Origin of the sequence: Bacillus sp. Hm123, assembly GCF_051842975.2 — a bacterium.
Classification (GTDB): Bacteria; Bacillota; Bacilli; order Bacillales; family Domibacillaceae; genus Bacillus_CE.
In genome coordinates, this window is sequence record NZ_CM200277.1 from 468,984 (window position 1) to 480,000 (window position 11,017).

Consider the following 11,017-nt stretch of genomic DNA (forward strand, 5'->3'; position numbering starts at 1 on the left):
CTCGATCGGATCACTACAATCCATACGTCGCTAAACAGCGCCTTCCGCATTTCGTTGTTGTCTAGCTCCGCCTCCTAGACACTCGAGTCAAATAACCTGCCACTTCCAAGGCTTGTCGCCTTTCCAGTGTCAGAACATTTGCTTGTCGTGTCTAAACAGTCGTCTCCGCATTTCGGTGTCTAGCTCCAGGCGCTAGCGGCTAGTGGACTTCTACCCTCCTCCTTGCGATAAGTCAACATCGATTCACTACGTTCATCGTGTTTCCTTTATCTCGATCGGATGGCTCCAGCCCATACGCCGCTGGACAGCGCCTTCCGCATTTCGGTGTTGACATGATGTGGTTTAGGTTTAGAATTAAGAATTGTATGAAATCGTGAACAAACATCGGAAAGAAGAAGATGGCGAGTGGGGGTTGCTATGGATTTTTATCGTGATACTTGGGCAGAAATAAATTTGGATGATATTGACTATAATGTGAAAGAGGCGTTGAAGTTACTCCCTGCAGATGAGAAGTTATTTGCGGTTGTGAAAGCAAATGCATATGGCCATGGGGATGTACCGATAGCTGAGGCTGCTGTTCGAGCAGGGGCTCATGGTTTAGCTGTTGCCTTTTTAGATGAAGCGTTATCTTTAACTAAGTCAAAGTTGGAAGTGCCGATTTTAGTGCTTGGAGCTAGTCGATCAACTGATGCCGCTTTAGCAGCTGAACATAATATTTCACTGACTGTTTATCAACTAGAGTGGCTTCAAGAAGCAGAAAAACATTTATCTAGTGATCAAGTATTAAATGTTCATATTAAATGTGATACAGGCATGGGGAGATTAGGAGTGAGAACGACGGAAGACCTGCAAGAGATGGTTGCTTTCATTAACCAATCACCTAAATTCGCATTTGAAGGTCTCTTTACACACTTCGCGACGGCGGATGAGCTCGATACAACGTATTTTGATCAACAATTAGCTCGTTTCAATGCTATGGTTGAATCGTTAGAGGAAAAGCCACCTTATATTCATTGTGCCAACAGTGCCACTACTTTGCGGCATGAAAAAGCTTATTTTAACACCGTTCGTTTGGGGATTTCGATGTACGGGTTAACGCCTTCGCAGGAAATGAAAGCGGTTCTCCCATTTTCTTTAAAGCAAGCTTTTTCTCTTCATACGAAAATCGTTCACATCAAAAAAATCCAAAAAGGTGAAAAAGTAAGCTATGGTGCTACGTATGAAGCGGAAGGTGAAGAGTGGATTGCGACTTTACCAATCGGTTATGCGGACGGCTGGATTAGAAAGCTTCAAAGTCAGCATGTGCTTGTAGAAGGGAAACGAGTACCAATTGTAGGGCGGGTTTGCATGGATCAATGCATGATTCGATTGTCTAGCGAAAAGCCTTTAGGTGCGACAGTTACTCTCATTGGTAAACAAGACAATGAAGAAATTTCCATGGATGAAATTGCTGATCGATTGGAGACAATTAACTATGAAGTGCCTTGTGTGATTACGGCGCGTGTACCAAGAGTATATAGACAACAGGGGAAAGTTGTTCAAGTGATTAATCCGCTACTAGGATAACAATTTTTGTGTATTTTCTAGGAGAATGGAGGCTTTTCGAGGGATTTCTGCAATTGTTTTATGAAATTAGCAGGAATTTGGATTTCGTCTTCCATCAGGGATGAAAAGATGGTATTATGAAGTTGACAGTTAAGGAGACGGGTGTAGTGATTGGTGGAGGTGTAGTTCGTGTCTGAATCTAGCGCAACAACAGAGGTATTTATTCGCTTACCGCAGCAATTTGTGAAAGAGTTAGACAGTTTTGCAGATCAAGAAAATATTAACCGCAGTGAGTTTATCTACAGGGCAACGAAAATGTATCTTCGTGAGAGAAAGAAGCGTCAAATTACAGAATCGATGAGACGCGGTTATATGGAAATGGCGAAGATCAATTTAGCTATTGCCTCTGAAGCGATGCAAGCGGAGTATGAAGCAGGTAATACTGTAGAACGTTTAGTAAGTGGAGGATAATCCGTGTGATAGTTAAACGTGGTGACGTATATTTCGCAGACCTGTCCCCTGTTGTCGGTTCAGAGCAAGGCGGAATGCGGCCTGTGCTAGTGGTTCAAAACGACATTGGGAATCGGTTCAGTCCCACTATTATTGTTGCTGCTATAACAGCGCAAATTCAAAAAGCTAAGTTGCCTACACATGTTGAAATTGATGCAAAGCGTTATGGCTTTGAGCGAGATTCCGTTATTCTTCTCGAACAAATTCGAACGATTGATAAACAAAGATTAACGGACAAAATCACTCAGCTTGATGAGGAAATGATGGAAAAAGTAGATGATGCCTTGCAAATTAGTTTAGGCCTTATTCAATTTTAGAAAGACGTTTACTAGAGCAATCTAGTAGGCGTCTTATTTTTTTGTGCAGAATTAGGAGTGAGGGCATTTTGCAGGCTTCTGCTTTTTAATTAGTCCGATAAACATTATAATATTTAATATGAGTGTAAGGGAAAGAACAAATAAATAAGAGGTAAACAAGAATGGCATCAGTTCTCGGTCGCCTTGACCTTTCAAGTAGTGCTGATCTAAGTGTAAAATCTAGTGAATTGGAGATGTCTGTATGCGTAAACTTATCTTTAACTATGTACAATCGAATAAAAGTGAAATATTAGATCAATGGATTCTTTGGATGAAAAAGGAGGCTGATGATCAAGCGGTTACGATGATGTCTGATCGAATGTTTACTAAAACGAGCAGAGAGTTCATCGAATTGTTGATCTCCAATTTTGTTGAAACGGAGCAAGAGTTTCAATCTAGAGTGGAAGAATTCGCTAGAAAGATTGTTCACTTAGGTTGGCCACTAACCGTTGTTAATCTAGGTTTGAATACTTTTAGTCAAATTGTATCTAACGGTATGAAGGAACGAGGAATTATTGATAAAGAGAATTATATTGAATTTTCATCAGAGTTCAATCGTTGGATGTTTCCGATGAATAATACGATTATCGATTCTTATTCGGACTATTGGGAGCGGACAGTATCATTGCAAAAGATTGCTTTACAGGAGTTATCTGCTCCACTGATTCCAGTGTTTGAAAAGATTTCAGTGATGCCGCTTGTCGGTACAATTGATACAGAGCGAGCAAAACTGATTATGGAAAACTTATTGAATGGCGTCGTCAAATATCGTTCCGAAGTAGTGTTGATTGATATTACTGGTGTGCCTGTCGTTGATACAATGGTGGCTCATCATATGATCCAAGCAGCCGATGCGGTTCATTTAGTAGGAGCGAAATGCATGATCGTCGGGATTCGCCCAGAAATTGCCCAGACGATCGTTACTTTAGGGATTAATTTAGAACAAGTACTGACGACAAGTACGCTAAAGAAAGGAATTGAACAAGCGTTAGCGTTGACAGATCGAAAAATTATTGAAGTGGAGGGAGGAATGTGAGAATTCCGATCTTAAAACTATATGATTGTTTGTTAATCTCTATTCAATGGGAATTAGACGATCAAACAGCTCTGCAATTTCAAGAGGATCTTCTTCGTAAGATTCATGAAACGAGTGCTAGAGGGGTTGTCATAGATTTTACGTCAATTGATTTTATTGATTCTTTCATTGCGAAAGTTCTTGGGGATGTAATTAGTATGTCTAAGCTGATGGGAGCGAAAGTGGTTGTTACAGGGGTTCAGCCAGCTGTTGCTATTACGTTAATTGAGTTGGGGATTCGTCTCGAAGATGTCTTGACTGCTCTAGATTTAGAAAAAGGGTTGGAGAAACTTCAACAGGAATTGGAGGACTAATCTATGGATTCTAGCGTCAAGATTATAAGTGAATGGGACATTGTAGCGGCTAGACAGCTAGGAAGAAATGTGGCTAAAGATCTTGGCTTTGGTACAGTAGATCAGGCTCGAATTACAACCGCTATCAGTGAATTAGCTCGAAATATTTATTTGTATGCAGGAGAAGGGGATATTCAGATAGAAAAGACAGAGGCAGTAGGTAAAGTTGGTTTAGTAATTATATCAAACGATCAAGGACCAGGGATTCCTGATATCCGAAAGGTTATGGAGGATGGCTTTTCCACATCTGGGGGGCTTGGAGCTGGTTTGCCAGGTGTGAAACGATTAATGGATGAATTTTCAATCGAGTCAAATCCAGGAGAAGGAACGTTAATTAAGGCAATTAAGTGGCTCCGTTAGGAGGGCAAACATGGACTTTAAAGAAAGCATTCAGGAGCAATATAAAGAACTTCTCGAAAGCTATATAAAAGAACAAGATGAGCACGCTCTATACTTAAGCCAAAAGTTTAGTAGACAGGCGATGGAACACAAAATATCCCCTGAAGAAATGATCAGCATTCATAAAACAGCCATCATGGAATTAGAATCTAACATTCCTCAGCCTGTTCTTCTCGCTTTAGATATTCTGTTAGAGGTAATGATTAGCTACGGCTTAGCTTATCGGGAACATCAAAGCTTGCGTACCTTCCAACAAGAGTTACAGAGTGAAATCGAAGTAGCCGCTAGCATGCAGCAAACTTTATTAGGTACGCAAATCCCTGACGTTTCTTCGCTCGATATTGGTGCTATTAGTGTACCTGCTAGGCGAATGAGCGGAGATTATTATCATTTTGTCCACGATGACAATCATACGGTCAGTGTAGCGGTAGCGGATATTATTGGAAAAGGAATCCCAGCTGCTCTGTGTATGTCGATGATTAAATATTCTATGGACAGCTTACCTGAGGGGAGTCTAGAGCCAAACGTTGTGTTAGAAAGTTTAAATCGTGTCGTTGAACAAAATGTTGACCCTACGATGTTTATTACGATGTTTTATGGAACGTACAACATCCGCAATCATATATTTTATTATTCATCAGCCGGTCATGAACCAGGGTTCTTTTATAATCATCAAACGAAGAAATTTGAAGAGTTGTATGCAAAAGGACTCGTGCTTGGTGTGGATAAAAAAACGAAATATCGCCAATATGAAAAAAGAGTGGAGGTTGGAGATGTCATTTTGCTGATGTCTGACGGTGTAACAGAGTGTCGAACGAAAGAAGGGTTTATTGAAACGGAGACACTTATTAGCTACATCGAACAATATATCCATTTAGAGGCACAAGAGATTGTGAACAACGTATATCGCGATCTCGAATATTTGCAAGAATTTCAATTGCGTGATGATTTTACGTTGATTATTTTAAAGCGAGTGCAATAAATAGAGGTTTAGAGGTAGTAATATTGGGTAGAAATTTAAGATATGAAATCGATCATGCGGCTGAAAGAGGTGGATAAAATGAATATTACGATTAATGTAGAAGAAATGGACCAATATACAAAGGTGTATATTGGAGGAGAGCTTGATGTGTATACAGCGCCTAAACTGCAGGAAACCGTTTTTCCGCATGTCAAAGCGAATCAAACCTTAATCATTGATTTAACGGACGTTACGTATTTGGATAGCACGGGTTTGGGGATTTTTGTCGGTTTATTTAAAAGCTTAAATGCAAAAAATGGGACACTTCAATTAGTTGGGTTATCTGGAAGATTGAAACGATTGTTTGATATTACAGGACTGTCCGGTATTATGAATATTCATTCTGAAGTAGAAGGTGGCGTATAACAATGAAAGATTTTGAATACATCGAGATGAAAATTCCTGCGAAGCCGGAATTTGTAGGAGTAATCAGATTGACATTATCGGGGATCGCCAGCAGAATGGGCTTTACATATGATGCGATTGAAGATTTAAAAATAGCGACAAGCGAAGCGATTACAAATGCTGTGCAACATGCTTATCAAGGTAGTGAGGAAGGAGAAGTCATTGTTGGCTTCGCGTTATATAGCAAACATTTAGAAGTGATGGTAGCTGATCATGGTCAAAGCTTTAATTTTTTAAATACAAAGAGAGCTTTAGGTCCATATACCGATCATTCTGTTGAGTTTCTGCGCGAAGGAGGCTTAGGGTTATTTCTCATTGAAACATTAATGGATGAAGTGAAAGTTCATCAAAATGAAGGGATTACTTTGTTGATGACAAAGTACCTTGAAGGAGAGCAGGTGGAGAGGGATGCACAAGTCGTCTCAACCTAATCGAGAATCGAAAAAGCAAGCCGTTGAATGGATTCAAGCGTATCAACAAAGTAACGATGAAGAAGCACAAGAAAAGCTAGTGAAGCATTATCAAGGACTAGTAGAGTCGATTGCGCGGAAATATTCAAAAGGAAAAAGTTATCACGAGGATATCGTACAAGTCGGAATGATGGGCCTGCTAGGAGCAATTAGAAGATATGATGATTCGTATGGGAAAAACTTTGAGGCATTTGCTATCCCGACAATTGTAGGGGAAATTAAGCGTTTTTTACGAGATAAAACGTGGAGTGTGCATGTGCCGAGAAGAATTAAGGAGCTTGGACCGAAAATTAAAGCGACAGTGGAGGAGCTAACGACAAGCTTGCAGCGATCGCCAAAAGTAGAGGAAATTGCTCGCCATCTGGAAATATCAGAAGAGGAAGTGCTTGAGGCGATGGAAATGGGGAAAAGCTATCAAGCATTGTCTGTTGATCACTCGATTGAAGCGGATTCTGATGGAAGTACAGTCACTCTTCTTGATATCGTCGGCAGTCAAGATGAAGGCTATGAAAAAGTAGATCAACGCCTCGTTCTTAATAAGGTTCTTCATGTATTATCTGATCGCGAACGGCAAATCATTCAATGTACCTACATAGAAAATATGAGCCAAAAGGATACAGGTGAAAAGCTAGGGATTTCGCAAATGCACGTATCTCGACTGCAGCGCAAGGCCATTAAAAAACTAAAAGAAGCGATTGAGAAGGAATCTCTCATAACGGAGCGATTATCCTAATGATTCATTATGATAGTCAACAAATAGAAATTTATGCGAATCAAGTAGCTAAAAACGGGAACTCATTATGCGGTGATAGCTATTTTATTTATGAAGCAACAGATTATTTTATTTGTGTACTTGCTGATGGCCTTGGTAGCGGTGAGTTGGCTAACGAGTCTGCTGATGCAGTGATCGCGGTAGTTAGTGAGCACCACCATGAAGATGTAGATGAATTAATGCGTCTAAGTAATGAATCGCTACAGCATAAAAGGGGAGCAGCGGTTGCAATCATGAAAGTTTATTTAGCAAGGCAAGAGTTTGAATACAGCTGTGTCGGAAATGTTCGTTTCTATTTATATACGGAACTGGGAAAACTAACATACCCTCTTCCGGTGAGGGGCTTTTTATCAGGACGCGCACAAAAGTACCGAACACAAAGATTTGTCTATGAACCTAATTGTAAATTTATTTTGCATTCAGATGGTCTTAACCTCCTGAATGTCAAATCATTGTTAAGTAAGGAGAAATTAGTATCCATTGCGGATATTCTTGAAGAAGAGTCGATGCAATCAAATGATGATTGTACGTTTATTGTTGGTAGCCTGCTTTAATTATCGCAGGCTTTTTTCTTGTCGTTTCATTTTAATTGAGGGGTGTCAATCTGTTAAAATAAAGAAATGAAGAAATGGAGGGCAAAAGTATGTCTGAGGAAAAGATTCAAGACCGCGAAAGCATTTTAAAGCAGGTCGCTCAAGAAGAAAATATTGAGCTAAAAAAGGTACGGGCCGTTATCTCGTTAATTGAAGAAGGGGCAACCGTACCTTTTATCGCCCGATATCGTAAAGAAATGACGGGAGCATTGGATGAAGTAGAAATTCGCACCCTCATGAATCGTTATACATATGTACAAAATCTCGTTCAGCGCAAAGAAGAAGTGCTTCGTTCAATTGAGGAACAAGGAAAGCTAACGAAGGAATTAAAAGCGAAAATTTTAGCAGCCGACAAGATGCAGGCGGTGGAAGACTTATACCGACCTTACAAGCAAAAGAGACGAACGAAAGCATCTGTTGCAAAGGAAAAAGGGTTAGAGCCATTGGCGGAATGGATGTTATCGTTACCTGCTGCACCTCCTGTTGAAGAAGAAGCGAAAAAGTATATTTCAGCAGAGAAAGAAGTTGCTTCAATAGAAGAGGCGATCCAAGGAGCGATGGATATCATCGCAGAAGCTGTGGCAGACGATGCACAAATTCGAGAATGGATTCGTAAAGAAAGCTTTCGTACGGGTGTGATTCAATCTACTCTGAAAAAAGATGCAGAAGATGAGAAGAACATTTTTGAAATGTATTATTCATATGAAGAACCAGTTGCTCGTATCGTTCCTCATCGCACCCTTGCTCTCAATCGTGGAGAAAAAGAAGGCGTGTTAAAGGTGACTATTCAAGCTGATATCGACAAAGTCATCCACTATTTAACGAAGCGATATATTAAAAATGAACAGAGCTCAGCGGCTACTTTTGTATCTGAAGCGTTGCAGGATGCTTATAAACGGTTAATTCAACCTTCCATTGAACGAGAGGTACGAAATGAGCTAACAGAAAAAGGAGAAGACCAAGCGATTCATATTTTCTCAGAGAACTTAAGAAAACTACTGCTTCAGCCACCGTTGAAAGGAAAAATGGTATTAGGTGTTGATCCAGCCTATCGGACAGGCTGCAAGCTGGCGGCTGTTGATGAGACGGGAAAAGTACTTTATATCGGTGTAATTTATCCGCATCCACCTAAAGCGAAAAGAGCAGAAGCAGAAAAGTTATTTAAGCAACTATTAGATCAATACGAAATTGAGCTAGTGGCTGTTGGGAATGGAACAGCTTCAAGAGAAACGGAACAATTCGTTGTCGATATGATTAAATCAAACGACAGACCAATCGCTTATATGATTGTCAACGAAGCAGGAGCAAGTGTTTATTCCGCATCAGATATTGCACGCGAAGAATTCCCTGATCTTCAAGTAGAAGAAAGAAGTGCTGTTTCTATCGCTCGCAGATTACAAGATCCACTAGCTGAACTAGTGAAAATTGATCCGAAATCAGTAGGTGTTGGTCAATACCAGCATGATGTGTCCCAAAAGAAACTAAATGATTCGTTAACGTTTGTCGTTGAAACTGCCGTCAACCAAGTCGGTGTGAACTTAAATACCGCTTCCGCTTCTCTTTTGCAATATGTAGCAGGCCTCAACAAAACGGTAGCCAATAATATCGTTAAATTTAGAGAAGAAAACGGAAAATTTACTCAGCGGTCTGAAGTGAAAAAAGTGCCTCGACTTGGAGCGAAAACCTTTGAGCAAAGTATCGGCTTTTTAAGAATACTAACAGGAAAAGAAAAGCTTGATCAAACGGCGATCCATCCAGAGAACTATTCAGCGGTGAAGAAGCTGCTGCAAAGTATCGGCTTCTCAACAGTGGACATTGGCACAAATGAACTTAGCTCGGCTCTTAACGCACTAGATATAGAACAAACAGCCAAATCGCTAGAACTTGGTACGTTAACGATGAAGGATATTATCGAAGCGTTGCAAAAGCCAGGGCGAGACCTGCGTGATGAATTGCAAAAGCCATTATTGAAGACGGATGTATTAAAGCTAGAAGATTTAAAACCGGGAATGGAATTGCAAGGAACGGTTAGAAATGTCGTCGATTTCGGTGCATTTGTGGATGTTGGAGTAAAGGAAGACGGTCTAGTCCACATCTCTAAGTTGAAAAAAGGCTTTGTGAAACACCCGCTTGATGTTGTGGCCGTAGGTGATGTCGTAACCGTTTGGGTGGAGCAAATTGATCAGAATAAAGGACGAGTATCATTGACAATGATTGATAGGAAAGAATAAAGAGAACAGGGTGGACGAGAAATGACGAATGAAGAACTACAAAGCTTAGTTGAAAAGATTTCACGAGAAATTTTCGGCCGCCCTTTTCTTCATCAGGCGGTGTTCAATCACCGCCTGAAAACAACAGGTGGACGATATCTATTACAGTCGCACAATATTGAAATTAATAAAAAATACTTGGAAGCATTCGGAGAAGAAGAGCTAGTCGGGATTATTAAGCATGAACTATGCCATTATCATTTGCATTTGCTCGGGAAAGGGTATAAGCATCGTGATTATGATTTTAAGCAATTAATGAAAGAAGTGGGTGCTCCAAGACATTGCACGCCATTAACAAGCGATCGTCCTAAAAGGAAAAGCCGTCAATTGCTTTATCAGTGCACAAGTTGTTCTTTAACTTATAGGCGTGCGAGAAGAATCAACACAGCTCGTTACGTTTGTGGAAAGTGCAAAGGTACACTTGTGTTTAAAGAAGAAAAGATTTTATGAAAATGATTTGCTAGTTGACATTCCTTTTGTTTACTGATAACTTTAGTAAGCACGTCAACAGAGAGAATATATTCTTTCAAAAAACTTCGTTGTTTTTAAAAAAATGTGTTGACTCTCTTGTGTCATTTTAATATAATATAAATTGTCGATGAGACGAGTTGATTATTCCGCAGTAGCTCAGTGGTAGAGCAATCGGCTGTTAACCGATCGGTCGTAAGTTCGAATCTTACCTGCGGAGCCATATTTTGGGGAAGTACTCAAGAGGCTGAAGAGGCGCCCCTGCTAAGGGTGTAGGTCGGGTAACCGGCGCGAGGGTTCAAATCCCTCCTTCTCCGCCATACTGGCCCGTTGGTCAAGCGGTTAAGACACCGCCCTTTCACGGCGGTAACACGGGTTCGAATCCCGTACGGGTCATTTTTGTTTTATTTGAAATGTTGGGCTATAGCCAAGCGGTAAGGCAGCGGATTTTGATTCCGTCACGCGAAGGTTCGAATCCTTCTAGCCCAGCCATTTTCCGAGCCATTAGCTCAGTTGGTAGAGCATCTGACTTTTAATCAGAGGGTCGAAGGTTCGAGTCCTTCATGGCTCACCATTTATAGGTGTAGCTGTGATCATCTAAAATGTTATTTTTTTTTAAAAAGTATTGCTTTAATTGAAAAGAAGTGCTATAATAAAATTCTGTCGCATCATTAAGCGGTCGTGGCGGAATGGCAGACGCGCTAGGTTGAGGGCCTAGTGGGGGAGACCCCGTGGAGGTTCAAGTCCTCTCGGCCGCATATATAATATAATTTGCGCCCG

At 40.6% G+C, this 11,017-nt stretch carries 13 protein-coding genes and 7 tRNA genes (1 of these 20 running past the window's edge); all 20 read left to right on the top strand.

All coding sequences use genetic code 11. From position 1 onward, the window contains the following. Positions 1-417 precede the first annotated feature (417 nt). Positions 418-1,566, top strand: a complete 1,149-nt coding sequence (gene alr, locus ACSVDJ_RS02585; RefSeq protein ID WP_439170354.1) for an alanine racemase — start codon at positions 418-420, stop codon at positions 1,564-1,566. A 168-nt stretch (positions 1,567-1,734) separates the two neighbouring features. Then, on the top strand, positions 1,735-2,016 hold the full coding sequence (locus ACSVDJ_RS02590) for a CopG family ribbon-helix-helix protein (RefSeq protein WP_439170355.1): 282 nt from the start codon (positions 1,735-1,737) through the stop codon (positions 2,014-2,016). Between the two features lie 5 nt (positions 2,017-2,021). Then, entirely contained in the window at positions 2,022-2,372 is a 351-nt protein-coding gene (locus ACSVDJ_RS02595) for a type II toxin-antitoxin system PemK/MazF family toxin (protein WP_094835974.1), read from the top strand. A 241-nt stretch (positions 2,373-2,613) separates the two neighbouring features. Then, on the top strand, positions 2,614-3,447 hold the full coding sequence (gene rsbRA, locus ACSVDJ_RS02600; protein WP_439170356.1) for an RsbT co-antagonist protein RsbRA: 834 nt from the start codon (positions 2,614-2,616) through the stop codon (positions 3,445-3,447). Further along, positions 3,444-3,800 (top strand): RsbT antagonist protein RsbS, encoded by a 357-nt coding sequence (rsbS, locus tag ACSVDJ_RS02605; protein WP_094835972.1) that lies wholly within the window; start codon positions 3,444-3,446, stop codon positions 3,798-3,800. The genes rsbRA and rsbS overlap by 4 nt, the downstream gene beginning before the upstream one ends. A gap of 3 nt (positions 3,801-3,803) precedes the next feature. Next, positions 3,804-4,199, top strand: a complete 396-nt coding sequence (locus tag ACSVDJ_RS02610; RefSeq protein ID WP_439170357.1) for an anti-sigma regulatory factor — start codon at positions 3,804-3,806, stop codon at positions 4,197-4,199. A 10-nt stretch (positions 4,200-4,209) separates the two neighbouring features. After that, positions 4,210-5,220, top strand: a complete 1,011-nt coding sequence (locus ACSVDJ_RS02615; protein ID WP_439170358.1) for a PP2C family protein-serine/threonine phosphatase — start codon at positions 4,210-4,212, stop codon at positions 5,218-5,220. Positions 5,221-5,298: 78 nt separating this feature from the next. Continuing rightward, complete coding sequence (locus ACSVDJ_RS02620) at positions 5,299-5,625, top strand: anti-sigma factor antagonist (protein WP_439170359.1); 327 nt, start codon at positions 5,299-5,301, stop codon at positions 5,623-5,625. 2 nt (positions 5,626-5,627) lie between these two features. Next, a complete protein-coding gene (gene rsbW, locus ACSVDJ_RS02625) occupies positions 5,628-6,095 on the top strand; it encodes an anti-sigma B factor RsbW (protein ID WP_439170360.1) in 468 nt (155 codons plus the stop codon). Beyond that, complete coding sequence (gene sigB / locus ACSVDJ_RS02630; RefSeq protein ID WP_439170361.1) at positions 6,073-6,867, top strand: RNA polymerase sigma factor SigB; 795 nt, start codon at positions 6,073-6,075, stop codon at positions 6,865-6,867. Before rsbW ends, sigB begins: the two co-directional genes overlap by 23 nt. Beyond that, a complete protein-coding gene (locus ACSVDJ_RS02635) occupies positions 6,867-7,460 on the top strand; it encodes a PP2C family serine/threonine-protein phosphatase (protein WP_439170362.1) in 594 nt (197 codons plus the stop codon). Before sigB ends, ACSVDJ_RS02635 begins: the two co-directional genes overlap by 1 nt. A gap of 89 nt (positions 7,461-7,549) precedes the next feature. Further along, positions 7,550-9,730 (top strand): Tex family protein, encoded by a 2,181-nt coding sequence (locus ACSVDJ_RS02640; protein WP_439170363.1) that lies wholly within the window; start codon positions 7,550-7,552, stop codon positions 9,728-9,730. A 21-nt stretch (positions 9,731-9,751) separates the two neighbouring features. After that, positions 9,752-10,219: a SprT family protein gene (locus tag ACSVDJ_RS02645; RefSeq protein ID WP_439170364.1), complete on the top strand. Its 468-nt coding sequence runs from the start codon at positions 9,752-9,754 to the stop codon at positions 10,217-10,219. A gap of 166 nt (positions 10,220-10,385) precedes the next feature. Continuing rightward, positions 10,386-10,460, top strand: a tRNA-Asn gene (locus tag ACSVDJ_RS02650). Between the two features lie 6 nt (positions 10,461-10,466). Next, positions 10,467-10,557, top strand: a tRNA-Ser gene (locus tag ACSVDJ_RS02655). A gap of 4 nt (positions 10,558-10,561) precedes the next feature. Further along, positions 10,562-10,633, top strand: a tRNA-Glu gene (locus tag ACSVDJ_RS02660). 21 nt (positions 10,634-10,654) lie between these two features. After that, positions 10,655-10,729: transfer RNA gene (locus ACSVDJ_RS02665), tRNA-Gln, on the top strand. Between the two features lie 6 nt (positions 10,730-10,735). Next, positions 10,736-10,811, top strand: a tRNA-Lys gene (locus ACSVDJ_RS02670). A 101-nt stretch (positions 10,812-10,912) separates the two neighbouring features. Beyond that, positions 10,913-10,995 (top strand) — tRNA-Leu (locus tag ACSVDJ_RS02675). A 15-nt stretch (positions 10,996-11,010) separates the two neighbouring features. After that, positions 11,011-11,017 (top strand) — tRNA-Arg (locus ACSVDJ_RS02680); it runs 70 nt beyond the window's last position.

Coding starts and splice junctions, on each gene's coding strand:
- ACSVDJ_RS02645 (WP_439170364.1), top strand. CDS start 9,752: ATGACGAATGAAGAACTACAAAGCTTAGTTGAAAAGATTTCACGAGAA.
- ACSVDJ_RS02640 (WP_439170363.1), top strand. CDS start 7,550: ATGTCTGAGGAAAAGATTCAAGACCGCGAAAGCATTTTAAAGCAGGTC.
- rsbRA (WP_439170356.1), top strand. CDS start 2,614: ATGCGTAAACTTATCTTTAACTATGTACAATCGAATAAAAGTGAAATA.
- alr (WP_439170354.1), top strand. CDS start 418: ATGGATTTTTATCGTGATACTTGGGCAGAAATAAATTTGGATGATATT.
- ACSVDJ_RS02615 (WP_439170358.1), top strand. CDS start 4,210: ATGGACTTTAAAGAAAGCATTCAGGAGCAATATAAAGAACTTCTCGAA.
- ACSVDJ_RS02610 (WP_439170357.1), top strand. CDS start 3,804: ATGGATTCTAGCGTCAAGATTATAAGTGAATGGGACATTGTAGCGGCT.
- rsbW (WP_439170360.1), top strand. CDS start 5,628: ATGAAAGATTTTGAATACATCGAGATGAAAATTCCTGCGAAGCCGGAA.
- ACSVDJ_RS02635 (WP_439170362.1), top strand. CDS start 6,867: ATGATTCATTATGATAGTCAACAAATAGAAATTTATGCGAATCAAGTA.
- ACSVDJ_RS02620 (WP_439170359.1), top strand. CDS start 5,299: ATGAATATTACGATTAATGTAGAAGAAATGGACCAATATACAAAGGTG.
- sigB (WP_439170361.1), top strand. CDS start 6,073: ATGCACAAGTCGTCTCAACCTAATCGAGAATCGAAAAAGCAAGCCGTT.